The sequence below is a fragment of the Variovorax gracilis genome (assembly GCF_030317115.1).
Lineage (GTDB): Bacteria > Pseudomonadota > Gammaproteobacteria > Burkholderiales > Burkholderiaceae_C > Variovorax > Variovorax gracilis.
The window spans coordinates 48,349-70,905 of the sequence record NZ_JASZYF010000001.1; the positions used below are offsets into that span (position 1 = coordinate 48,349).

Sequence of the window (22,557 nt, forward strand, 5' to 3'; positions counted from 1 at the left end):
TCTCTGTCGTGACAGCGACTCTACTGCGCGAGAAGTGAGGAAGCATTCACCAGAAGCACTAGCCGAACGGTCGCTCCGCCCTTCCGCGCTCCGCGGGGGCCGGCCATATGCGGTATGGGAAGGAACGCGGGGACTAGCCGGGCCGGTGCGTCGTATCGGCCGTCGAGCCGCCCGAGCGGACCCAGTAGAAGTGCTTGCGCTGAGTCACATCGGCAACGCGCACGCGCCGCGCGGGCGCGGTGCGAATCTCGCCGTCGGCGGCGCAATACAGCGGCTCGCCCTCCTCCGTGGCCCGGTGGGCTCGCAGGAGCTCCCTCAACCGCACCTTGACGCTTTCGCGAGACGGACCGCTGGAGCGGAGCACGAGCACTTCCCGGGTCGCGATGACGCGGGTGCGATGCGGCTGGACCTCGTCAGTCGCGGACTTCCCGACGCCAACGCCTGTCCATACCGCATCGACATCCAGCGCCATCATGACCGCATCCGGGGTCTCGAAGCCGCGCAGGGACGCGCTGTTTGCAGCGGCGAGGCAGCCCATCAGGTTGGGCGTGAGGTCGAAACGGACCGATGCGAACGCGTCGTCGACCGAGCGGGGGACTTCGACGAAGATGGTTCGCGTCGCACCGGTTGCGGTGGCAGCCTCCTGGTCCCGCTTGGCGCGTCGCCGCGAGCGCACGTGCGCGACGGCCGCAAAACCTGCCACCGGCGCGGCGGCGGCCATCACCTTGATCGCCAACAGGCCATCACCCGAGAACATCAGCAGGCCTCCGGGAGGACGTCGTGGTCACGGGCAATAGGGGGCGGCAGGGGGTTCATACGAAGCGTTGAGTCCCGACGACCGGCGGCCGGAACTTGTAACAGTGAGGATACCTGCAACCACGAGGGTGACGCGCATCCCGCGCGGTCCCTTCGCTCGGCGCTCCGGCATTAATTCACGGGCGCGGAGCCTCAGGCAGCGACGACGATCGGGAAGCTGGCCTTCCAGCCGTCCGGTGCCCGCTCGAAGGGAACCGTGATCGCGGCCCGGTCCTGCTCGGACAGGTTTCGCCAGAGAAAATCGCGCGCATTGCCCGGCGCGCCCGCCACATAGAGCTGCGTCGTGAGCAGTTCGCGGGGGCCGAGCTTGACCTTCACGTGGATGTGCGGCGTGCGACCGGTGTAAGGCACGGGTCGGATCGTGCGAAAGCGATAGCGGCCCTGCGCATCCACGGCGACGCGACCGAATCCCTGAAAGGCCCGGTCGGCACGGTCGCCGTCACCGGGATGGTGATAGTGCCCGGCCTGGTCGCATTGCCAGATCTCGACGAACGCACCGCCCAGCGGTCGCCCATCGAGATCAGCCACCGAGCCGTCGATCCAGGTCGGCTCCCCCGCGGCGTAGTTCAGTGTGCCGTTGTGCAAAAGGTCGTTGTCCGTATCCCCTGGAAGGGTCACGGGATAGAACGGCCCTTCGGTCTGCGATGGCGTTGCGCGCCGGGGGGCCAGCGGTTGCGCACGAGCGCCGAGCCAGAGGGCAGGCATTGCAACCAGCGCCGCTGCGACCGAGCGTCGGGGAAGACCCATGTGGCTGCGCGATGCGTTCATTGCAGTGGACGGCTGTTCAGGGCTTCACGCCGAGTTTCTGAAGATCGATGTCCGCCAGCTTGCCCGGAACCGTGACCAGACGCAACGCCTCGGCTGCCGCAATCGGACCGCCATCGGCGAGGTAGCGGATCTGGTAGCTCCCGAGCTTGATTTCGTCGCCGTTGTTCAGTGCGACGATCTCCGTCCGCTCGCCATTGACGTAGGTTCCGTTATGGCTTTGCAGATCGCGGATGGTCATCACCTCCCCTACCGCCTCGAACACGGCGTGGGATCGGCTCACGAGGGGATTGTCGAGAACGAGGTCGCACGTGTCCGCGCGACCGATGACGAACGGGGTTCCCGTCACATTGACTTGCTTGGCCGAGCCATTCTTCTGCAACACGATCAGTCTTGGCATCTTTCTTTTTCCTGGGCACGCGCACGCAACAGGCAGTGCGCCGAACTTCCGGAGTATGCCGCTTGGGGGTGCCATGCCCCATTGGAGAGATTTTCGATTGCGATACGGCCGCGTAACTTGTAGACCATGCAACCAAGCCTCACGCTCGCGGCCAGATTCCGCATGTCGTTCGCGTCAACCCGCCCCGTTCAGCCGGCTGAACTGCCGTGCAGCACGCCTGCGCAACCTCTCCTGGTGCTGCGCGGCGTCTCCCTCAAGGAAACGATCCGGTCGCGAGCGGCCAAGGTGATCGCCGTGACCGCGCTGCACTTCGACGTGCGGCGCCGCTAGGCTTGGGTTGTCGGAGTACGGTCTACAGCACCGGATGGCCGGTGGTGAACATGCACGAGTCGGGATCGGTCGATGAGTTCGGGCCGCCGGCGCCAGCGCCCTCTTCCGGCAAGGGCCCGGAAGTGCTTTCCCCGATGCTCACGGGATTCATGGGTTTGCCGAATGGCGCGAGCCCTTGCAGCACGCGCAGGGCCGAAGCGCCCTGGATGAGCGCTTCGGAATAGTCCGGAAGGCCTCGGGTCGAGGAATCGATGGGCCGGTATCCGAGGCACTCCTCGGATTCCGCCTGCACTGCCTCCATCAGGACCCAATGGAATTCGTTGGGCTCCAACTCAAGAACAGTCAGGGCCAGATCGCGCCGCACCATGGGGATTCCTCTAATTCAGTTGCTTAACGAATTGTTACTGCACCGAGAAATTTCCACCATGGCACTTTTTCACATCGGGCAAACCATGCCCCCGCGAACCGGCACTTTGTCTCGATTTGCCAGTTTCGCGGAAGCAGCGGATCAGCCGAGGCGTACCGGCACGAAGATCTTGTCGCCGTCGCGCTGAATGAGCAGGGCCACGGACTTGTCGGCCTTGGCCACCACCTCGCGCACCTGCTCGATGCTCTTTGCCGGCGTGCCGTTGATGGCCAACAACACGTCGCCCGGCTGAACACCGGCCATCGCGGCGGGGCCGCCCACTTCCTGGATCAGCAGGCCGCCGTCGACCGCCGCTTCGCGCTGCTCCTGCGGCTGCAACGGACGCAGCGCCAGGCCGAGCTTGCCTTGGCTGGCACCGCTGTCGTTCTTCGCGACGGTGGTCGACTTCTCGGCGGAGTCAACGAGCTTCGCGGAGATCTCCTCGCGCTGGCCTTGGCGCCAGATCTCGAGCGTGATCTTGCTGCCGGGCTTCTTCTGGCCGATCAACGCCGGCAGGTCCCCCGAAGCAACGACCGGTTCGCCGTCGACCTTGCGGATGACATCACCCGAACGCAGGCCCGCTTCGTCTGCCGGGCCGCCCTTTTCGACGTTCGACACCAGCGCGCCCTCGGGCTTGTCGAGCTTGAAGGAATCGGCAAAGGCCTGGTTCACTTCCTGCACCGCGACACCCAGGCGTGCATGGCTGGCCTTGCCGGTGGCGACGATCTGGTCCTTCACCTGAATCGCGACATCGATCGGGATTGCGAAGGACACGCCCTGGTAGCCGCCGCTGCGGCTGTAGATCTGCGAGTTGATGCCGACGACTTCTCCACGCGTGTTGATCAGCGGGCCGCCGGAGTTGCCGGGATTCACCGCCACGTCCGTCTGAATGAACGGCACATACCCGTCGTCCGGGAGCGAACGACCCTTGGCGCTGACGACGCCGGCCGTCACCGTGTTCTCGAAGCCGAACGGCGAACCGATCGCGAGCACCCATTCGCCCACCTTGAGTTCCTTGGTGTTGCCGACCGACAAGGTCGGCAGGTTCTTGGCGTCGATCTTGAGGACAGCGACGTCGGTCTTGGTATCCGAACCGAGCACCTTGGCGCGGAATTCGCGGCGATCGGTCAACTTGACGGTGACCTCCTTCGCGTCCTTCACGACGTGCGCGTTGGTCAGGATGATGCCGTCGGCGCTCACGATGAAGCCGGAGCCTTGGCCTCGAACCGGCGCCTCGCGCTGCTGTTGCCCGCGCGGGCCGCCCTGGCCCTGGAAGCGGCGGAAGAATTCGTACATCGGGTCGTTGGGGTCCATGCCCTGCGGACCCTCGGCAGCCGCGGTCTTGGTCGTGCCGGTCACGCTGATGTTGACCACCGCCGGCGCATGGCGCGACGTGATGGTGGAAAAGTCGGGCATGGAAACCTGCGGCGCAGCGGCGGGAGCCGATGCAGCCGGCGGCGGCGAGGCCACCGCATTGGCGCTGGTATAGGCGCCGGTAGCCACGGCGCCGATCACGCCGGCAGCCGCCAGCGAAAGGACGAGCGCGCGCGGCGAGGACAAACTGTTTTTCATTGGAATCCTTTCGAGGTTGGAGAGTCAACGAAAGGAATGTCGTGCCACTCACTTAAGCGCGCCTTAAACGGGCGCCCCGCGCAGGCACGAATGCTCAGCCCGTAGCCGGAAACCGCACAGCGACCCGGAGGCCGCCGAGGCTCGCGGACCGGTCCAGCGAGATCGTCGCGCCATGCAGGTCCGCGATCGACTTGACGATCGCGAGGCCCAGGCCGCTGCCCGGCGCCTGGGGCTCGCCGGAACGGTAGAAGCGGTCGAGCACGCGCTCGCGCTCGCTGGCCGGAAGGCCCGGGCCGCTGTCGTCAACACCGAGTTCGATCCCATCCGCGCCCGACGCGATGCTGACGTCGACCCGTCCCCCGTCGGGTGAATACTTCACGGCGTTGTCGAGCAGGTTGCGCAGCAGCGTGCGCAGCGCCTCGGCCTGGCCCGGCACCTTCACGGGATCGGATCTGACGACACCGACATCGATCTGCCGAGCTTGCGCCGTCGAAACGACGTCGGAAATCGCAAGCCGCGCGACCTCCGACAGGCTCACCGACTCTGGCCGGGCACCGGCCATGGCGCTGCCCTCGTGGCGCGCGAGCGCCAGCATCTGCTCGACCAGGCGGGTCGCGCGGTCGATGCCCGCAGTCAGGCGCGCCACGGCGAGTTCGCGAGTGGGTTCGTCGGCAGCACGCTGCAGGCCCTGCACCTGAAGCTTCAGTGCCGCCAGCGGCGATCGCAACTCGTGCGCAGCATCGGCCACGAAGTGCTTTTGTGCGTCGAAGGCCCGTTGAACGCGGTTGAACAGCAGGTTGAGCTCGTGCACCAGAGGCCGCACCTCTTCGGGCAGGTCGCTTTCGCTCAGCGGCGACAGGTCGTCGGCCTGCCGGGCGGCAACCTGGCTTCGCACGCGCGCGACCGGTGCAAGCGAAAAGCTCACGACCCACCAGACGACCAGCATGAGCAGCGGCGCCGCCAGCGCGATAGGCCCGACCGTTCGCAGCGCCAAGGTCCCCGCCATGCGGCGCCGCGCCGCCATGTCCTGCGCCACCTGGATCACGAGCGCACCGGTCTGCAGGGAGAACACACGGTAGGTGGTGCCTCGGGCCTGGACATTCGAGAAGCCGAGCACGGCACGCTGCGGCAATGCGGCCTGCGCGGCGGATTCGAAGATGCGGATGCCGTCCAGCGTCCACACCTGAACGATGAATTCGAAGTTCTCGTCGCCGGCGCCGATTCCGCCGACCGCGGCGCTGGGCGGCAGTCCTGCGCGCAACGAGAGCGCCATCTGCCGCATGTGCTGGTCGAAGATATCGTCGGCTTCGCTGAGCACCGTGCGGTAGGCGAGGAATGCCTGTGTGCCCGCCGCGAGAACGATGGCCGCCAGCAGAAACCACAGCAGGCGGGCTCGAAGCGACTTCATTCCTTGGGCACCATGTAGCCGACTCCGCGCACGTTGCGGATCAGGTCCGCGCCCAGCTTCTTGCGCAGTCCATGGACGTAGACCTCGACGGCGTTGCTGCTGATCTCATCTTTCCAGCTATAGAGCTTTTCCTCGAGTTGCGCGCGTGACAACACCATGCCGGGCCGGGCCAGGAGCGGCTCGAGCACGGCCCATTCGCGCGCGGACAGCATGACCGGCTGGCCCGCCACCGTGACTTCACGGGTGGCGGGGTTCACGCTGACGCCCATGTGCTCGTAGACCGGCTCTGCCCGACCGGACGCGCGTCGCAGCAGCGCCCGGATGCGTGCCAGCAATTCGTCGAGGTCGTAGGGCTTCAGGACGTAGTCGTCTGCGCCGGCGTCCAGGCCCTCGATGCGCTGCTGGACCGAGTCGCGCGCGGTGGCGATCAACACCGGCATGCGCTGCTTGCGGGCACGCAAGGAACGCAAGACATCGAGCCCGTCGCGGCGCGGCACGCCGAGGTCGAGCACGACCAGGTCATATTGCTGCGCGCGAAGTGCCGAGTCGGCCGCGTCGCCGTCCTTGACCCAGTCGACCGCGTACTGTTCGGCGCGCAGCAGATCGAGCACGGTCTCGCCGATCATCACATCGTCTTCCAGCAGAAGCAGTCTCATCGTTCATTCGTCCGTGAAGCGATCTTGGAGATGGTAGCGACGATGGAGTTCACCGGCACCTACAGCAGCGCCCTCACCTCACGCGCAGCCTCGAAGAGCAGCGGCAGCATGTCGCGCCGCAGGGCGTCCTCCTGGTGGCGCCCGCCGGACAGCACCACGTTGAGCGCAGCCACCATGTGGCCCTGCATGTCGCGCAGCGGCACCGCCAGCGCCTGCACGCCGAGTTCGTGCTCTTCGCTGGCGAAGCAGAAGTCGTCCTTGCGCGCCTGGGCGATGCGCTGACGCAGCTCGCGCGCCTGCGTGATCGTGTGGGGTGTGAGACGCGGGAGGCTGCGACCCTTGAGCCATTCCGTGAGCTTGGCGGCGCTCAACGCGGCGAGCAGCACGCGCCCGGTCGACGTGGCATGGGCAGGCAGGCGCGCGCCGAGGTGCAGGCCGTAGGCCAGGACCCGCGTCGGCGCGCCGTAGCTGCCGCTGCGCGCGACGATGACCACTTCCTCCCCGTCGAGCACCACGGCGGAAAACGACTCCTGCGTCTGTGCGGCGAGCCGGTTCAACGTCGGCTGCAGCGCGCGCGGCAAGCGCGATGACGCGAGATAGCTTCCCGAGAAGCGCAGCACCTTGGGCGCCATCCAGAAGTAGCTGCCGTCGGTTTCGAGGTAGCCGAGGTGCGCCAGCGTCAGCAAGTGGCGCCGGGCCGCCGCACGCGTCAGGCCCGCGCGCTCGGCGGCCAGGGTCGCGTTGAGCCGTTGGCGCTCGGTATCGAAGCTTTCGAGCACGGCCATTCCCTTGGCGATGCCCTCGATGAAGTCTGGCTTGGCGATGGTCATGGGGCGAAGTGTTGCGCGATCATCGCGCAGGTTGCCTCATGATCGCACAGAGCGTGCCATCAAAGCGCCCCGAAATGGCCTCGTCGCCCTACGCTCGACGAAACGCCATCAGGAGACACACATGCGAACTCAGGTTGCCATCATCGGCGCAGGCCCGGCCGGGCTTTTGCTGGGCCAATTGCTGCACAAGGCCGGCATCGACAACGTCATCGTCGAGCGCCAGACCGGCGAATACGTGCTGGGCCGCATCCGTGCCGGCGTCCTGGAACAGGTCACGATGGACCTGCTCGCCCGAGCCGGCGTCGATGCGCGCGCCAAGGCGGAGGGCCTGCCGCACGAAGGCATCGAACTCTTGTTCAAGGGAGCCCGGCATCGCATCGACATGAACGGCCTGACGGATGGCAAGCAGGTCACCGTCTACGGCCAGACCGAGGTGACTCGCGACCTCATGGAGGCGCGAGAAGCCGAAGGCCTCACGACCATCTACAGCGCCTCCCAGGTGAGCCTGCACGACTTCGATACGAAGTCGCCGCGGGTGCGCTACGAGAAAGACGGCGCCACGCACGAGATCGAATGCGACTTCATCGCCGGCTGCGACGGGTACCACGGCGTCAGCCGCGCCAGCGTCCCGGCGAAGTCGCTTCATCTGTACGAAAAGATCTATCCCTTCGGTTGGCTCGGCGTGCTGGCCGATGTTCCGCCGGTGTCGCACGAGTTGATCTACGCCAACACCTCGCGCGGCTTCGCCCTGTGCAGCATGCGCAGCGCGACGCGCAGCCGCTACTACGTGCAAGTGCCCACCGAGGAGCGTGTCGAGAACTGGAGCGACGAGGCTTTCTGGAACGAACTGCGGCTTCGCCTCGACCCGGAAGCCCGCGAACGGCTCGTCACGGGCCCGTCGCTCGAAAAGAGCATTGCACCGCTGCGCAGCTTCGTGGCCGAGCCGATGCGCTTCGGCAGCCTTTTCCTGGCAGGCGACGCGGCTCACATCGTCCCGCCAACCGGCGCCAAGGGCCTGAACCTCGCGACGGCCGACGTCGGCTACCTGTCGCGTGCGTTCGAGATCTTCTACGGTGAGAAGTCAGCCTCGGCGCTCGACCGCTATTCCGACCTTTGCTTGCGCCGCGTCTGGAAGGCCGAGCGCTTCTCGTGGTGGTTCACCTCGCTGATGCACCGCTTTCCGGAGACCGGTGAGTTCGGACAGAAGATCCAGGAAGCGGAGCTCGACTACCTGGTTCATTCACGCGCCGCCTCGACCTCACTCGCCGAAAACTACGTCGGCCTGCCGCTCGAGGACTTCTGAGCGCCGGCGGCTCATGCCGCCGAAGCCATCAATTGCCAGACGCGAGCCGGCGTCAACGGCATATCCAAGCGCGGCGTGCGGTCGGCGAGGCCGTTGCGTGCAAGTGCATCCGCCACCGCGTTGACGATCGCGGGCGTGGCGCCGATGGTGCCGAGTTCGCCCACGCCCTTGACGCCCAGCGGGTTGTTCTTGCATGGGGTCGACTCGTCCATTTCCATGCGGAACATCGAGGCGACGATGTCCGAGCGCGGCGCGGCGTAGTCCATCAGGCTGCCGGTCAGCGGCTGGCCGGTTTCCGGGTCGTACACCACCCGCTCGTAAAGCGCCTGCCCGATGCCCTGCACGGCACCGCCTTCGAGTTGGCCGCGCACGATCATCGGGTTGACCACCCGGCCCACGTCATTGACCGAGGCGTAGCTGACCACGCTGATGTCGCCCGTCGGCGGGTCGACTTCGACCTCGGTGATATGGCAACCGTTCGGCCAGGTCGGGCCCGCCACGGTGCTCGTCGAATCCACGAAGATCTGGCGTTCGGGCTGGTGTCCGGCCAGGGTGAACAGGTCGAGTTGCAGATCGGTTCCCGCCACCTTGAACACGCCCGCCGAGTATTCGACGTCGGCGGCCGACACCTCGAGTTCCTTGGCGGCGAGTTCCTTCGCCTTGTCGATGGTCCGCTCGGCACCTATCCGCACGGCGGAACCGCCGGTGAAGAGCGAGCGGGAACCTGCGCTGCCGAAACCGTCGCCGCGATCGGTGTCGCCCATCACGATGCGCACTTTCTCGATCGGCACGCCAAAGGCGTCCACCACCAGTTGGGCGAGGGTGGTCGCGATGCCCTGCCCCATGCCGTTGACGGCGGAGAACACTTCGATGATTCCGTCAGCCTGGACGGAAACGGTTACCCGCTCTTCGAACACGTTTCCCCCGGTCCATTCGAGGAAGGTCGCGATGCCGAGGCCGCGCATCCGCCCGTGGCGTTTGGATTCAGCCGCGCGTTTGTCGAATCCCTGCCAATCGGCCAAGGTCAGCGCCTGGTTCATCACCGACTCGAACTGGCCGGTGTCGTAGGTCTGCTGCATCGGGTTGGTATAGGGCATCTGCTCCGGCTGGATGAAGTTGCGCCGGCGCAGCTCGATGCGGTCGATGCCGGTCTGGCGCGCGGCCTCGTCCATCAGTCGCTCGATCGTGTAGATCGCCTCGGGCCGGCCGGCGCCGCGGTAGGCGCCGGTGGGGGCCGTGTTGGTCAACACCGCCAGGAAGTGGAAGTCGATGGTCTGGATGTCGTAGACGCTGGTCTGCACCCAGGGGCCGATGAGAAGCTGGATCGCGACGCCGGTGCCGGTGGCATAGGCGCCGACGTTGGCGTGGGTCTTGATGCGCAGGCCCAGGATCTTGCCTTTGGCGTCGAGCGCCAGTTCGGCGCGGGCCTCGATGTCCCGGCCGTGGCAGGTCGCGAGAAACTCCTCGCTGCGATCGGCCACCCATTTCACTGGTCGCCGGAGCGAGCGCGCGGCAAAGGCGACTGCAATGTCTTCTGGATAGGCGCCGGTCTTCATCCCGAAGCCGCCGCCGACGTCGCCAACGACCACGCGCACCTTGTCCTTGGCCAGGCCGATTGCGTCGCAGATCGAGTCGCGAACGCCCGAAGGCATCTGCGTGCTCATGCGGATCGTGATCCGATCCGTAGCGGTGTCGAAATCCGCCAGCACCGTGCGAGGCTCGATGGTGAGCGCGACGACCCGTTGGTTGACCACGTCGAGTGCCACCACGTGGCTGGCCTTGGCAAACGCCGCCGCCGTCGCGTCGCTGCTCCCGTGCCGCATCTCGGCAGCGATGTTGCCGGTGGCTTCATCGCAGATCAGAGGCGCACCGTCGGCGATCGCGCCGGCGAGGTCGACCACCATCGGCAGCTCTTCATAGTCCACCATCACAGCTTCGGCCGCGTCGCGCGCCTGCCGCGCGGTTTCCGCAACCACCACCGCGACTGGTTCGCCAACGAAGCGCACGCGCTCGAGTGCCAGCGCCCGCCGAGGCGGCGTCGCGCAGTCCGCGCCATCCGCCCGCCTGAACCCCGCCGCGCCGGGCATCGCCTTGACGCCGGCCTTTGCCAGGTCCGCGCCTGTGAAGACGCCCAGCACGCCGGGCATGGCCGCAGCCGAGGCGGTGTCGACCGACACCAGCCGCGCATGGGGATAGGGGGAACGAACGAAGCTCAACCAGGCCTGCCCCGGCAGCGTGACGTCATCGGTGTAACGGCCGGTTCCGTTGAGGAGGTTCTCGTCTTCCAGCCGCCTGACGGCCTGGCCGCTTCCGAAGCGCATGGGATTCGTTTCTGTGGTCACCGTGGTCCTCTTTGTCTGGAGCAGTTGTTGCGGGCGCAAGAACAACTATATGGGCTTCGGGAACATTCGGCGTGCGACGCCATCGCAGAAGCCGAAGCCGTGTATACATCCAAATCATGCAACTACCCTGGCTTGATCCTGGCGACCCCCTGCCCGACGCTGCCATGGCATGGGGAGATTCGGACCCGGTACCCGGCCTCCTCGCCGCAGGCGGCGGACTCGACGTCGCCAGTCTTCTACAGGCCTACAGCAACTGCATCTTCCCCTGGTTCAGCGACGGCCAGCCGATTCTCTGGTGGAGTCCGGATCCACGGATGGTCCTCGACGTGAGCCGGTTCAAGTTGCATCGGTCGCTGCGCAAGACGCTGGCCCGCTTCAGTTCCACCCAGGATTGCGAGATTCGCATCGATCACGGTTTTGAAGCCGTGATCTCCGCTTGCTCCCAGGCGCCCCGTGTCGGCCAGACCGGCACCTGGATCCTGCCGGAGATGGTGCGCGCCTACTCGGCCCTGCACCGCGCGGGGTACGCGCACAGCGTCGAGACCTGGATCGACGGAGAACTCGCGGGCGGCCTCTACTGCGTGTCGATCGGGCATGCGGTGTTCGGCGAGTCGATGTTCGCGCGCCGGCCGGATGCGTCCAAGATCGCGCTGGCGGCGCTGGTCTGCTTCTGCCGGCGGCACGGCATCACCATGATCGATTGCCAACAGAACACCGCCCATCTCGCGAGCCTCGGCGCACGGGAAACCTCACGGAAACAGCTTGTGTCGCACGTCGCCCACGCACGTCTGAAGACGAGCCCTGATTGGCGCTTCGACCCCGTATACTGGAACGAACTCCTGCCTGCGCGACCCTCTTCGACGACGTGACGCACCTCAAGGATCTCCCGCTCCATACGCTGCAGTTCTATGCGACAGCACCCTATCCGTGCAGCTACCTGCCGGACCGGCAAGCGCGCTCGCAGGTCGCCACGCCCAGTCACCTGATCCACAACGACGCCTATTCGGACCTCGTGCTGAGCGGATTCCGGCGCAGCGGCATGTTCACCTACCGGCCGTATTGCGACGGTTGCAGCGCCTGTGTCCCGCTGCGGGTGCTCGCCAATGACTTCCGGCCGAATCGCAGTCAGCGCCGTGCGCTGTCACGCCACTCCAATCTGCAAGCGCGGGTCCTGAAGCTCTGTTTCGTGCCCGAGCACTATCAGTTGTACCTGCGCTACCAGAACGGCAGGCATGCCGGCGGCGGCATGGACCACGACAGCATCGACCAGTACACCCAGTTCCTGCTCCAGAGCCGGGTCAATTCCCGCCTCGTGGAGTTCCGCGAAACGCAGCCGGACGGCAGTGCCGGTGCCTTAAAGATGGTGTCGATCCTGGACGTGCTGAACGACGGCCTCTCGGCGGTCTACACCTTCTACGAGCCCGAGGTCGGCGCCGGCTACGGCAACTACAGCGTGTTGTGGCAGATAGAGCAGGCCCGCAAGCTCCAGTTGCCCCATGTCTACCTCGGCTACTGGATCGAGGGCAGCGCCAAGATGAACTACAAGGCCCGGTACACCCCCCACGAGGTGCTGATCGACGGCCAATGGCAACCACCAGGCCATTTCACCAAGTAAAATCGCGACCGGTCCAAACCGCGTTGCACATGAGAAAACCCCAATCCGACGTTCCAGCCACGCCCGTGATCCAGGTCATCGAGCGGATGTTTTCGCTGATCGACGTCCTTGCGTCACGTGAAGAAGCGATTTCCCTCAAGGAGATCAGCGAGAAGACGGGATTGCATCCGTCCACCACCCATCGGATCCTGAACGACCTCGCCGTCGGCCGTTTCGTCGATCGCCCCGAGGCAGGCAGCTACCGGCTCGGCATGCGCCTGCTGGAATTGGGCAACCTGGTCAAAGGCCGGCTCAATGTGCGCGACGCCGCGATGACGCCGATGCGCGAGCTGCACAAGCTCACGCAGCAACCGGTGAACCTCAGCATGCGCCAGGGCGATGAAATCGTGTACATCGAGCGCGCCTACAGCGAGCGCTCCGGCATGCAGGTGGTGCGCGCCATCGGCGGACGAGCCCCTTTGCATCTCACATCGACAGGCAAGCTGTTCCTCGCCGTGGACGAGCCTCAGCGCGTCCGCAGCTATGCCACGCGAACCGGCCTGGCGGGCCATACGCGCAACAGCATCACGCAACTGCCGGCGTTGGAGCGTGAACTCTCCAAGGCGCGCCAGTACGGCATCGCGCGCGACAACGAGGAACTTGAACTCGGCGTGCGCTGCATGGCAGCCGGGATCTACGACGACCAGGGCAAGCTCGTTGCCGGTTTGTCGATCTCTGCACCGGCGGATCGCCTGGACGACGGTTGGCTGCCCAAGCTGCAAGCCACTGCCAATGAGATCTCCAGCGCCTTGGGCTACAAGGCGAGCACGCCAGCGGCAGCCTGATTGGAGTCAGGCCGTCGTTGGCGGGAATGAAAGAAGGAGAAGCCGGCTTCTTCAGCCAGCGATGTGCGCAGCGACGTTCTGTTGTGCAGCCGGGATCAGCATGTGATTGGCTTCGACCCAGCGCCGTACGCGCTCGGCGTCGCCAATGCGGCTGAGCTTGCCCGCCGAATCGAGGAACACCATGATCAGCTTGCGCCCGGCAATCCTGGCCTGCATCACCAGGCATTGACCCGCTTCCGAGATGTAGCCGGTCTTCTGGACGCCGATATCCCAGTCCGGGCTCTTGACGAGCCGGTTCGTGGTATTGAACTGCAGAACCCGGTTGCCGACTTCGACCTGGTATTCCGGCGACGTGGAAAGCTGGCGCACGGTGGCGTCGGCGTAGGCTGCATTCACCAGCAGCGCGAGATCCTGGGCGCTCGATTGATTGCGGCTGGACAGGCCCGTGGGCTCCACATAGCGGGTGTCCTTCATGCCGAGCATCTTGGCCTTGGCATTCATGACGCTCACGAACGTGGCAAGGCCACCCGGATAGGTCCGGCCCAAGGCATGCGCCGCACGGTTCTCGCTCGACATGAGTGCCAGGTGCAGGAGTTCACCGCGCGGCAAGGTCGAACCCACGGTCAGCCGCGAACGGCTTCCCTTCTCGGTATCGACGTCGTCCTGCGTGATGGTGATCAGTTCGTCAGAGGGCAACTTGGCCTCGCTGATCAGCAGACCGGTCATGAGCTTGGTCAGGGAAGCGATCGGCAGGACGGCGTGGTCGTTCTTGCTGAAGAGCACCTCGTGGGTGTCCTGGTCGATCACGAGCGCCACGCTTGACTTCAGGTCCAGGGCATCTTCGGTGCTGTGCAGACCGGCCAGTTGGCCGAAAGACTGGCGGGCAGGCATTTCTGCAACACGCACCACCGATCGACGTTGTACAGCAACAACAGTCTTGCCGTTCTTCTGGCGGATGGAAGCCACTACATTGCGACCGCCGCTCACCATGCGTTCACTCTTGTCCGCGACCTGCTTGGACGTGGCGCGAGCGGGTACGGCGGCCGTCTTGCGCTTGCTGTCGGCGCTGGCTGCCGTCTTCTTGGCAGGCTCTTTCTTTGCCGCGAAGGCCGATGGCAACAAAAACGCCGTGGCGCAGAGCGCGACGGCGATGATACGAAATGCGGGAAGGAACCGCTGGCTGGAAACTCGGTTGAAACGGGCTTCGGGCATTAAGAATTCTCCAGCGGCGACGTAAGAAAGCCGCAAGTTTATCGAAATCAAAAAAGACACGCAATATCAGTTACTTGCATCCTTTTCTTCAATCGAAAGCAAGGATCCCGCGAAACCTAACCTTGTGCCGCTACTCTCTCAGCTTGGCTCTGTAACTTGTTGAGGGCACTCAAATAAGCCTTGGCCGATGCAACCACGATGTCGGGGTCCGCACCCACGCCGTTCACGACGCGCCCGGCATTCTGCAAACGCACAGTCACTTCCCCCTGGCTCTCGGTCGATCCGCTGATCGCGTTCACCGAATACAGCACCATTTCAGCGCCGCTTTTCACGTGAGACTCGATCGCCTTCAGCGACGCGTCGACCGGCCCATTCCCATCCGACTCACCGGTTACCTCTTTGCCCTGCACTGTAAACACGACGCGCGCCTGAGGCCGCTCACCTGTTTCACTATGTTGCGACAAGGATACAAATCCAAACTGCTCTCCAACGTGCGAGAGCTCCTCGTCGCTGACCAAAGCGAGGATATCTTCGTCAAATATTTCACTTTTTCGATCCGCGAGCTCCTTGAAGCGGGCAAACGCGGCGTTGATGTCGGACTCGCTCTCCATCGTCACGCCCAAGTCCTGCAGGCGCTGCTTGAAGGCGTTCCGCCCGCTCAACTTGCCAAGCACGATCTTGTTGGCGGTCCAGCCGACGTCCTCGGCACGCATGATTTCGTAGGTGTCGCGCGCCTTGAGAACGCCATCCTGGTGGATGCCTGATGCATGTGCGAAGGCGTTGGCCCCGACCACAGCCTTGTTCGGCTGGACCACGAAGCCCGTGGTCTGGCTGACCATGCGGCTGGCGGCCACGATGTGCCGCGTGTCGATGCCCAGTTCCAGGCCGAAGTAATCCTTTCGGGTCTTCACGGCCATGACGATTTCCTCCAGCGAGCAGTTGCCGGCGCGCTCTCCGAGGCCGTTGATGGTGCACTCGACCTGGCGCGCTCCGCCGATCTTCACGCCGGCCAGGGAGTTGGCCACCGCCATGCCGAGGTCGTTGTGGCAATGCACGGACCAGACGGCCTTGTCGCTGTTCGGGATGCGCTCGCGCAGCGTCCTGATGAAGTTGCCGTAGAGCTCGGGAATGGCGTAACCGACGGTGTCCGGCACGTTGATCGTGGTGGCCCCTTCGTTGATGACCGCTTCGAGCACCCTGCACAGATAGTCGGGATCGCTCCGGTAGCCGTCCTCCGGGCTGAACTCGACGTCGGCGACCAGATTGCGCGCAAAGCGGACCGCCAGCTTCGCCTGTTCGAACACCTCGTCCGGCGTCATCCGCAGCTTCTTCTCCATGTGCAGCGGAGAGGTCGCGATGAAGGTGTGGATGCGGCCGTTGGCCGCGCCCTTGAGCGCCTCGGCGGCGCGCGAGATGTCTCTGTCATTGGCGCGCGACAGGCCGCAAACGATTGAATCCTTGATCGCCTTGGCGATGGCCGACACGGCGTCGAAGTCGCCGTTCGAGCTGGCCGGGAAACCGGCTTCGATCACGTCTACCCGGAGGCGCTCAAGCTGTCGGGCGATGCGCAGCTTTTCGTCCTTGGTCATGGAAGCGCCAGGCGACTGTTCGCCGTCGCGCAAGGTCGTGTCGAAAATGATCAGTTTGTCGTCGGCCATCGTGGATCTCCTTGGATTCTGTTTGCCCCGCGCAGGCGGGGCAATGTGGGCGTCAGCGCGTCACGCTGGCTCAGCCACCGATTGTGCGCTGCGCGCGCCCTGCGCCCGCGCCCGAGTCAACCCTGAAACGATGGCCTTGAGCGACGCCGAAATGATGTTCGCATCCATGCCGACGCCGAACAGGGTCGTCGCGTCGTCCACGCGCAATTCGAGGTAGGCCACGGCTTGCGCATCGGCGCCGGCACCGATGGCATGCTGGTGGTAGTCGATCACGCGGATCGAATGACCCGTCGCACCGGCCAGGGCGTGGATGAAAGCGTCGATCGGCCCGTTGCCGCGGCCCTCGATAGCGCGAATTTCACCTTCCCACGGCAGGTCTGCACGCAGCACCACCGAGGCAGTGGCGCCCTCCCCCTGCTCTTCCAGCACACGGTGCTGCGGGCCGGTTTCGTCGCGAACGCGATACTCGCGCTCGAACAACGCCCACAGGTCGGCGGCAGTGAGCTCCTTGCCGGCGACATCCATGACGCGTTGCACGGTCTGGCTGAATTCCATCTGGAGACGACGCGGCAACTCGAGTCCGTATTCGCTTTCGAGCAGGTACGCGATGCCGCCCTTGCCGGACTGGCTGTTGACGCGAATCACGGCCTCGTAGCTGCGTCCCACGTCCTTCGGGTCGATCGGCAGGTACGGCATGTCCCAGATGTCGCCGTCCTTGCGCGCACCGAAGGCTTTCCTGATCGCGTCCTGGTGCGATCCAGAGAACGACGTGTAGACCAGGTCTCCGACGTACGGGTGGCGCGGATGAACCGGCAACTGGTTGCAGTGCTCGACCGTGGCGCGGATCTCGTCGATGTTCGAGAAGTCGAGCCCAGGCGAAACGCCCTGGGTGTACAGATTGAGCGCAACGTTCACGAGGTCGAGGTTGCCGGTCCGCTCGCCGTTTCCGAACAGGCAGCCTTCGATTCGATCGGCGCCCGCCATCAACGCAAACTCGCCCGCAGCCGTGCCAGTCCCGCGATCGTTGTGGGGATGCACGGACAGGACGATCGCATCGCGGCGCGCCAGGTTGCGATGCATCCACTCGATCATGTCGGCAAAGATGTTGGGCGTCGAATGCTCGACGGTCGACGGCAGATTGACGATGCACTTGTTCGTCGGCGTCGGCGCCCAGACTTCCGTCACGGCATCCACCACGCGCTTCGAGAATGCGAGGTCGGTGCCCGAGAACATCTCCGGCGAATACTGGAAGGTCCAGCGCGTGTTCGGCTGCTTCGCCGCGAGTTCGTTGAACATGCGTGCGTGCGTGGTCGCCAGTTCGACGATCTGATCCTCGTCCATGCCGAGGACCACGCGCCGCATGACGGGCGCGACGGCGTTGTACAGATGCACGATGGCGCGTGGCGCACCTTGCAGCGACTCGAAAGTGCGCTCGATCAGGTGGTCGCGCGCCTGGGTGAGCACCTGAATCGTCACGTCATCGGGAATGCGGTCTTCCTCGATCAGCTTGCGCACGAAATCGAACTCGACCTGCGAGGCAGAAGGAAACCCCACCTCGATTTCCTTGAATCCGATCGCCACCAGCGTTTCGAACATCCGCATCTTGCGAGTGATGTCCATCGGCTCCACCAACGCCTGGTTACCGTCGCGCAGGTCGGTCGACAGCCAGATCGGAGCCTGGGTCAGCACGGCATCGGGCCAGGTGCGGTCCTTGAGGCCGACCGGTGCGAAGGGACGGTACTTGAGGTTGGGTTGCTTCAACATCTGATATTTCTCGCTGTGGTTGGATCAACCAGCAACCCCAAAACAAAACGGCCCGTTGCTGGTGCGAACGGGCCGTGGTGCAGGATTTGCGCGCGCGCTACCGACTCCGCCCGTAGGGGATCAGTAGTAGGGCCAGCGAAATCTTGTTCATGAGAGCCGTGAATGTAGCACAGCCAGGATCAGTTGTGCAGCCCGCGCTCGTCAGGCTCGTCGGTCGAGATGCTGATCACGCTCACCTGCTGGCCCTTGGCCTTGCGCCAGGCATAGACCACATAGCCGCTGAGCCCGTAGGCGACGAACATGCCGAACAGTACCGTCGGCGGATGGATATTGACCACAGCGATGCCGAGCGCGATCAGCACGATCGCGGCGAAGGGCACGCTGCGCTTCATCTGGATGTCCTTGAAGCTGTAGAACGGCGCATTGGTCACCATCGACAGGCCCGCGTACAGCGTGAAGCCGAAGGTAATCCACGTGATCTGCTGCCATGAGAGATACAGCACCTCCCCGCCGCGCCGGCCCCACTCGGTCATGAGCCAGATGAAGCCCGCGACGAGCGCCGCAGCGGCTGGCGACGGCAAGCCCTGGAACCAGCGCTTGTCGACCACGCCCGTGTTGACGTTGAAGCGCGCGAGGCGCAGGGCCGCGCAGGCGCAATAGACAAACGCCGCGATCCATCCCCAACGCCCCAATCCCTTCAGGGACCATTCGTAGGCAATGAGCGCAGGCGCAGCGCCGAAGGACACCATGTCCGACAGCGAATCCATCTGTTCGCCGAAGGCACTCTGCGTGTTCGTCATGCGCGCCACGCGTCCGTCGAGGCTGTCGAGGATCATGGCGGCGAAGACGCCAAGGGCCGCGAGGTCGAAGCGCGCGTTCATCGCCATCACGATCGCGTAGAAGCCACCGAACAATGCCGCCAGCGTGAACAGGTTCGGCAGGATGTAGATGCCCTTGCGGCGCTTGCGCGCCGGGACGTCGTCGGGAATGGTGTCGTCATGCATTCGATCGACCTCCGGCGCTCGACTTCGCGGCGCATGGGGCTGTCAGATTCATGGCAAAAGAGGGTATCGAACGCATCGGCTCGCAGTGTAGTTCAGGCGCTCTCGCGCCCTGAAAGAAAAGGGCCACCGCAATGGGTGGCCCTTGTCATGTCGGACAGGTCCGATCAGTTGCGGGTCTGGTCGACCAGCTTGTTCTTCTTGATCCAGGGCATCATCGCGCGCAGCTTCTCGCCGACCACTTCGATCTGGTGCTCGGCATTCAGACGGCGGCGGCTGATCAGCGTGGGCGCGCCGCCCGCGTTTTCCAGCACGAAGCTCTTGGCGTATTCGCCGGTCTGGATGTCCTTCAGGACCTGCTTCATGACCTTCTTGGTCTCGTCGGTCACGATGCGCGGACCCGTGACGTACTCGCCGTACTCGGCGTTGTTCGAGATCGAGTAGTTCATGTTGGCGATGCCGCCTTCATAAATCAGGTCGACGATCAGCTTCAGTTCGTGCAGGCATTCGAAGTACGCCATCTCGGGCGCGTACCCAGCTTCCACCAGTGTCTCGAAGCCGGCCTTGATCAGTTCGACGGTACCGCCGCACAGCACGGCCTGTTCGCCGAAGAGGTCGGTCTCGGTTTCTTCGCGGAAGTTGGTCTCGATGATGCCGGCCTTGCCGCCACCATTGGCCGTGGCGTACGACAGCGCCAGGTCACGCGCCTTGCCGCTCTTGTCGGCGTGGACCGCGATCAGGTGCGGCACGCCGCCACCTTGCGTGTAGGTGTTGCGCACGGTGTGGCCGGGCGCCTTGGGAGCCACCATCCACACGTCGAGGTCGGCGCGCGGCTGCACGAAACCGTAGTGCACGTTGAAGCCGTGCGCGAAGACGAGCGAAGCGCCCTCCTTGATGTTCGGAGCGACGTCGTTCTTGTAGACGTTGGCGATCTGCTCGTCGGGCAACAGGATCATGACCACATCGGCTGCCTTCACGGCGTCAGCCACTTCGGCGACCTTGAGGCCGGCCTTCTCGACCTTGGGCCAGGAAGCGCCGCCCTTGCGCAGGCCGACGACGACCTTCACGCCACTGTCGTTCAGGTTCTGGGCGTGTGCATGGCCTTGGCTGCCATAGCCGATGATTGCAACCGTCTTGCCCTTGATGAGGCTCAGATCAGCGTCCTTGTCGTAGTAGACCTTCATGATTTCTCCTTCGTAGATTCTGTGGATGTGGGACAGGTGATTCAAACGCGCAGGATGCGCTCGCCGCGGCCGATGCCGCTGGCGCCGGTACGGACGGTCTCGAGGATCGCGCCGCGATCGATGGCTTCGAGAAACGCGTCGTTCTTGCCGTGGTCGCCAGTGAGCTCGATGGTGTAGCTCTTGTCGGTCACGTCGATGATGCGGCCCCGGAAGATCTCGGCCATGCGCATCATCTCCTCGCGCTCCTTGCCGACCGCACGCACCTTCACCATCATGAGCTCACGCTCGGTGTAGGCGCCTTCGGTCAGGTCGACGACCTTGACGACCTCGATCAGGCGGTTGAGATGCTTGGTGATCTGCTCGATCACATCGTCGGAACCCGCGGTGACGATGGTCATGCGCGACAGGCTGGCATCCTCGGTGGGAGCGACGGTCAGCGATTCGATGTTGTAGCCGCGGGCGGAGAACAGGCCCACGACGCGGGAGAGTGCACCGGGCTCGTTTTCGAGCAACACGGCAATGATGTGTTTCATGGCAAGCAGACTCCTCTTTTCGCCGCCCTCCCCCGTGCACGGTAATGCGCGGGCTTGGCGGGCAATAGATTCGTCGGAAGTAGGTTGAACAAGGCGCCGGTCCGCTGGACGGGCCGGCTTTTCGTCTGATTAAAGGTCCTCGGAGCCCAGCAGCATTTCGGTGATGCCCATGCCGGCCTTGACCATCGGGAACACGTTCTCGGTGGGGTCGGTACGGAAATCCATGAACACGGTGCGGTCCTTGAGCTTGCGCGCCTCGCGCAGCGCCGGTTCCACATCCTGCGGGCGCTCGATCAGCATGCCTACGTGGCCATAGGCCTCGGCGAGCTTCACGAAGTTCGGCAGCGCGTCCATGTAACTGTGGCTGTAGCGGCCCGAATACTCGATCTCCTGCCACTGACGAACCATGCCGAGATAGCGGTTGTTCAACGAGCAGATCTTGATCGGCGTGTTGTATTGCAGGCAGGTCGACAGCTCCTGGATGCACATCTGAACCGACCCTTCGCCGGTGATGCAGAACACTTCCGACTCGGGCTTCGCGAGCTTGATGCCCATCGCATAGGGAATGCCGACGCCCATGGTGCCCAGGCCGCCCGAATTGATCCAGCGACGCGGCTCGTCGAAGCGGTAGTACTGTGCGGCCCACATCTGGTGCTGCCCGACGTCCGACGTGATGTAGGTGTCGGCGTCCTTGGTCATGTTCCAGAGGGTCTCGACCACGTACTGCGGCTTGATCACATCCTTGTTGCCGCGGTCGTACTTGAGGCAGTCCTTGCTGCGCCAGCCTTCGATGGTGTCCCACCAGCTGGCAAGCGCGCCCGCGTCGGGACGCGTGGAGCTTTCCCTGATCATCGAGATCAGTTCGGCCAGCACCTCCTTCACGTCGCCCACGATCGGGATGTCGACCTTGACCCGCTTGGAGATGCTGGAGGGGTCGATGTCGACGTGGATGATCTTGCGTTCGTTCTGCGCGAAGTGCTTGGGGTTGCCGATCACGCGATCGTCGAACCGAGCGCCCACCGCCAGCAGCACGTCGCAGTTCTGCATGGCGTTGTTGGCCTCGATGGTGCCGTGCATGCCGAGCATGCCGAGGAACTTGCGGTCGCTTGCCGGGTAGGCGCCCAACCCCATCAGGGTGTTGGTGACCGGATAGCCGAGCATGTCGACCAGCGTGCGCAACTCGTTCGTCGCGTTGCCGAGCAGCACGCCGCCGCCCGTGTAGATGTAGGGACGCTTGGCCGCCAGCAGGAGCTGCAGCGCCTTGCGGATCTGCCCGCCGTGCCCCTTGCGCACGGGGTTGTACGAGCGCATCTCGACCTTGTCGGGATAGCCGTTGTACGTGACCTTCTTGAAGGAGACGTCTTTCGGCACGTCCACGACCACCGGGCCCGGACGGCCGCTGCGTGCGATGTGGAAGGCCTTCTTCATCGTCATGGCGAGATCCTTCGGATCCTTGACGAGGAAGTTGTGCTTGACGATGGGGCGCGTGATGCCGACCGTGTCGCATTCCTGGAACGCATCGAGCCCGATCGCCGCCGTCGGAACCTGCCCCGAGATGATCACCATCGGGATGCTGTCCATGTAGGCGGTGGCAATGCCGGTGACCGCATTGGTCAGGCCGGGGCCGGAAGTGACCAGCGCCACGCCCACCTCGCCGGTGGCGCGTGCATAACCGTCGGCCGCATGCACGGCCGCTTGCTCATGACGCACCAGAACGTGCTGGATGGTGTCCTGCTTGTAGAACGCGTCGTAGATGTAGAGAACCGCACCGCCCGGATAGCCCCAGACGTACTGGACGCCTTCGGCCTGCAGTGCCTTGACCAGCACTTCGGCGCCCATGAGTTCTTGCGCTTGATTGCCCATCGCAGAGGATGCGGCTGCTGCGGAAGCGAGTTCCGCCTTTGAGATTTCCATGATCAACCTTTGTGTTTTTTCGGG

21 protein-coding genes are annotated in these 22,557 nt (G+C 64.5%); 5 read left to right on the plus strand and 16 right to left on the minus strand.

Annotation, left to right across the window (positions count from 1 at the left end; translation table 11 throughout):
* Positions 1–133 precede the first annotated feature (133 nt).
* The 3 genes from QTH97_RS00240 to QTH97_RS00250 form a co-directional block, all read right to left on the minus strand.
* Complete coding sequence (locus tag QTH97_RS00240) at positions 134–736, minus strand: hypothetical protein (protein ID WP_286565960.1); 603 nt, start codon at positions 734–736, stop codon at positions 134–136.
* A gap of 212 nt (positions 737–948) precedes the next feature.
* Complete coding sequence (locus QTH97_RS00245) at positions 949–1,584, minus strand: dioxygenase family protein (RefSeq protein WP_444813350.1); 636 nt, start codon at positions 1,582–1,584, stop codon at positions 949–951.
* Between the two features lie 16 nt (positions 1,585–1,600).
* A complete protein-coding gene (locus tag QTH97_RS00250) occupies positions 1,601–1,981 on the minus strand; it encodes an FHA domain-containing protein (RefSeq protein WP_286565961.1) in 381 nt (126 codons plus the stop codon).
* A gap of 162 nt (positions 1,982–2,143) precedes the next feature.
* Here QTH97_RS00250 and QTH97_RS00255 point away from each other — a divergent pair, with 162 nt between their 5' ends.
* Positions 2,144–2,311, plus strand: a complete 168-nt coding sequence (locus QTH97_RS00255; RefSeq protein ID WP_286565962.1) for a hypothetical protein — start codon at positions 2,144–2,146, stop codon at positions 2,309–2,311.
* Positions 2,312–2,333: 22 nt separating this feature from the next.
* On the opposite strand, the gene QTH97_RS00260 is transcribed toward QTH97_RS00255, so the two are convergent.
* From QTH97_RS00260 to QTH97_RS00280, 5 genes are all read right to left on the minus strand, one after another.
* Positions 2,334–2,678 carry a hypothetical protein gene (locus QTH97_RS00260; protein WP_286565963.1) on the minus strand — a complete coding sequence of 115 codons (345 nt, stop codon included), beginning with the start codon at positions 2,676–2,678 and terminating at the stop codon, positions 2,334–2,336.
* Positions 2,679–2,819: 141 nt separating this feature from the next.
* Positions 2,820–4,289 (minus strand): DegQ family serine endoprotease, encoded by a 1,470-nt coding sequence (locus QTH97_RS00265; RefSeq protein WP_286565964.1) that lies wholly within the window; start codon positions 4,287–4,289, stop codon positions 2,820–2,822.
* A 94-nt stretch (positions 4,290–4,383) separates the two neighbouring features.
* Complete coding sequence (locus QTH97_RS00270) at positions 4,384–5,697, minus strand: ATP-binding protein (RefSeq protein ID WP_286565965.1); 1,314 nt, start codon at positions 5,695–5,697, stop codon at positions 4,384–4,386.
* Positions 5,694–6,353: a response regulator gene (locus tag QTH97_RS00275; protein ID WP_286565966.1), complete on the minus strand. Its 660-nt coding sequence runs from the start codon at positions 6,351–6,353 to the stop codon at positions 5,694–5,696. The genes QTH97_RS00270 and QTH97_RS00275 overlap by 4 nt, the downstream gene beginning before the upstream one ends.
* 59 nt (positions 6,354–6,412) lie before the next feature.
* Positions 6,413–7,183 (minus strand): IclR family transcriptional regulator domain-containing protein, encoded by a 771-nt coding sequence (locus QTH97_RS00280; RefSeq protein WP_286565967.1) that lies wholly within the window; start codon positions 7,181–7,183, stop codon positions 6,413–6,415.
* A gap of 121 nt (positions 7,184–7,304) precedes the next feature.
* Between QTH97_RS00280 and pobA the strand changes: the two genes are divergently transcribed.
* Positions 7,305–8,486 (plus strand): 4-hydroxybenzoate 3-monooxygenase, encoded by a 1,182-nt coding sequence (gene pobA / locus QTH97_RS00285; protein ID WP_286565968.1) that lies wholly within the window; start codon positions 7,305–7,307, stop codon positions 8,484–8,486.
* A gap of 11 nt (positions 8,487–8,497) precedes the next feature.
* Here the strand turns inward: pobA and QTH97_RS00290 are convergent, their stop codons facing one another.
* The gene (locus QTH97_RS00290) at positions 8,498–10,828 is read right to left on the minus strand and encodes a xanthine dehydrogenase family protein molybdopterin-binding subunit (protein WP_286565969.1); all 2,331 of its coding nucleotides are present in this window, start codon (positions 10,826–10,828) and stop codon (positions 8,498–8,500) included.
* Between the two features lie 116 nt (positions 10,829–10,944).
* Here QTH97_RS00290 and aat point away from each other — a divergent pair, with 116 nt between their 5' ends.
* Genes aat through QTH97_RS00305 form a run of 3 tightly spaced genes read left to right on the plus strand, consistent with a single transcriptional unit; the run spans position 10,945 to position 13,267 of the window.
* On the plus strand, positions 10,945–11,697 hold the full coding sequence (gene aat / locus QTH97_RS00295) for a leucyl/phenylalanyl-tRNA--protein transferase (protein WP_286565970.1): 753 nt from the start codon (positions 10,945–10,947) through the stop codon (positions 11,695–11,697).
* The gene (locus tag QTH97_RS00300; protein ID WP_286565971.1) at positions 11,694–12,443 is read left to right on the plus strand and encodes an arginyltransferase; all 750 of its coding nucleotides are present in this window, start codon (positions 11,694–11,696) and stop codon (positions 12,441–12,443) included. Before aat ends, QTH97_RS00300 begins: the two co-directional genes overlap by 4 nt.
* A 29-nt stretch (positions 12,444–12,472) precedes the next feature.
* The gene (locus tag QTH97_RS00305) at positions 12,473–13,267 is read left to right on the plus strand and encodes an IclR family transcriptional regulator (protein ID WP_286565972.1); all 795 of its coding nucleotides are present in this window, start codon (positions 12,473–12,475) and stop codon (positions 13,265–13,267) included.
* 51 nt (positions 13,268–13,318) lie between these two features.
* On the opposite strand, the gene QTH97_RS00310 is transcribed toward QTH97_RS00305, so the two are convergent.
* The 7 genes from QTH97_RS00310 to QTH97_RS00340 all read right to left on the minus strand — a co-directional run bounded on the left by QTH97_RS00310 (position 13,319) and on the right by QTH97_RS00340 (position 22,533).
* Entirely contained in the window at positions 13,319–14,479 is a 1,161-nt protein-coding gene (locus tag QTH97_RS00310; RefSeq protein ID WP_286567056.1) for a serine hydrolase, read from the minus strand.
* Between the two features lie 116 nt (positions 14,480–14,595).
* The gene (locus QTH97_RS00315; protein ID WP_286565973.1) at positions 14,596–16,137 is read right to left on the minus strand and encodes a 2-isopropylmalate synthase; all 1,542 of its coding nucleotides are present in this window, start codon (positions 16,135–16,137) and stop codon (positions 14,596–14,598) included.
* Between the two features lie 60 nt (positions 16,138–16,197).
* On the minus strand, positions 16,198–17,901 hold the full coding sequence (gene leuA / locus QTH97_RS00320) for a 2-isopropylmalate synthase (RefSeq protein WP_286565974.1): 1,704 nt from the start codon (positions 17,899–17,901) through the stop codon (positions 16,198–16,200).
* A gap of 179 nt (positions 17,902–18,080) precedes the next feature.
* On the minus strand, positions 18,081–18,905 hold the full coding sequence (gene pssA / locus QTH97_RS00325) for a CDP-diacylglycerol--serine O-phosphatidyltransferase (protein WP_286565975.1): 825 nt from the start codon (positions 18,903–18,905) through the stop codon (positions 18,081–18,083).
* Between the two features lie 164 nt (positions 18,906–19,069).
* A complete protein-coding gene (gene ilvC, locus QTH97_RS00330; RefSeq protein WP_286565976.1) occupies positions 19,070–20,086 on the minus strand; it encodes a ketol-acid reductoisomerase in 1,017 nt (338 codons plus the stop codon).
* 41 nt (positions 20,087–20,127) lie between these two features.
* Positions 20,128–20,619: an acetolactate synthase small subunit gene (gene ilvN, locus QTH97_RS00335; RefSeq protein ID WP_068683703.1), complete on the minus strand. Its 492-nt coding sequence runs from the start codon at positions 20,617–20,619 to the stop codon at positions 20,128–20,130.
* A gap of 129 nt (positions 20,620–20,748) precedes the next feature.
* On the minus strand, positions 20,749–22,533 hold the full coding sequence (locus QTH97_RS00340) for an acetolactate synthase 3 catalytic subunit (protein ID WP_286565977.1): 1,785 nt from the start codon (positions 22,531–22,533) through the stop codon (positions 20,749–20,751).
* Between the last annotated feature and the right edge of the window lie 24 nt (positions 22,534–22,557).

What these genes read in the sequence shown, in the direction of transcription:
- aat (WP_286565970.1), top strand. Translation starts at nt 10,945, where the DNA reads ATGCAACTACCCTGGCTTGATCCTGGCGACCCCCTGCCCGACGCTGCC.
- QTH97_RS00275 (WP_286565966.1), bottom strand. Translation starts at nt 6,353, where the DNA reads ATGAGACTGCTTCTGCTGGAAGACGATGTGATGATCGGCGAGACCGTG.
- QTH97_RS00260 (WP_286565963.1), bottom strand. Translation starts at nt 2,678, where the DNA reads ATGGTGCGGCGCGATCTGGCCCTGACTGTTCTTGAGTTGGAGCCCAAC.
- pssA (WP_286565975.1), bottom strand. Translation starts at nt 18,905, where the DNA reads ATGCATGACGACACCATTCCCGACGACGTCCCGGCGCGCAAGCGCCGC.
- QTH97_RS00250 (WP_286565961.1), bottom strand. Translation starts at nt 1,981, where the DNA reads ATGCCAAGACTGATCGTGTTGCAGAAGAATGGCTCGGCCAAGCAAGTC.
- ilvC (WP_286565976.1), bottom strand. Translation starts at nt 20,086, where the DNA reads ATGAAGGTCTACTACGACAAGGACGCTGATCTGAGCCTCATCAAGGGC.
- ilvN (WP_068683703.1), bottom strand. Translation starts at nt 20,619, where the DNA reads ATGAAACACATCATTGCCGTGTTGCTCGAAAACGAGCCCGGTGCACTC.
- QTH97_RS00265 (WP_286565964.1), bottom strand. Translation starts at nt 4,289, where the DNA reads ATGAAAAACAGTTTGTCCTCGCCGCGCGCGCTCGTCCTTTCGCTGGCG.
- QTH97_RS00280 (WP_286565967.1), bottom strand. Translation starts at nt 7,183, where the DNA reads ATGACCATCGCCAAGCCAGACTTCATCGAGGGCATCGCCAAGGGAATG.
- QTH97_RS00270 (WP_286565965.1), bottom strand. Translation starts at nt 5,697, where the DNA reads ATGAAGTCGCTTCGAGCCCGCCTGCTGTGGTTTCTGCTGGCGGCCATC.
- QTH97_RS00310 (WP_286567056.1), bottom strand. Translation starts at nt 14,479, where the DNA reads ATGCCCGAAGCCCGTTTCAACCGAGTTTCCAGCCAGCGGTTCCTTCCC.
- QTH97_RS00305 (WP_286565972.1), top strand. Translation starts at nt 12,473, where the DNA reads ATGAGAAAACCCCAATCCGACGTTCCAGCCACGCCCGTGATCCAGGTC.
- QTH97_RS00340 (WP_286565977.1), bottom strand. Translation starts at nt 22,533, where the DNA reads ATGGAAATCTCAAAGGCGGAACTCGCTTCCGCAGCAGCCGCATCCTCT.
- leuA (WP_286565974.1), bottom strand. Translation starts at nt 17,901, where the DNA reads ATGTTGAAGCAACCCAACCTCAAGTACCGTCCCTTCGCACCGGTCGGC.
- QTH97_RS00255 (WP_286565962.1), top strand. Translation starts at nt 2,144, where the DNA reads ATGTCGTTCGCGTCAACCCGCCCCGTTCAGCCGGCTGAACTGCCGTGC.
- QTH97_RS00315 (WP_286565973.1), bottom strand. Translation starts at nt 16,137, where the DNA reads ATGGCCGACGACAAACTGATCATTTTCGACACGACCTTGCGCGACGGC.
- pobA (WP_286565968.1), top strand. Translation starts at nt 7,305, where the DNA reads ATGCGAACTCAGGTTGCCATCATCGGCGCAGGCCCGGCCGGGCTTTTG.
- QTH97_RS00245 (WP_444813350.1), bottom strand. Translation starts at nt 1,584, where the DNA reads ATGAACGCATCGCGCAGCCACATGGGTCTTCCCCGACGCTCGGTCGCA.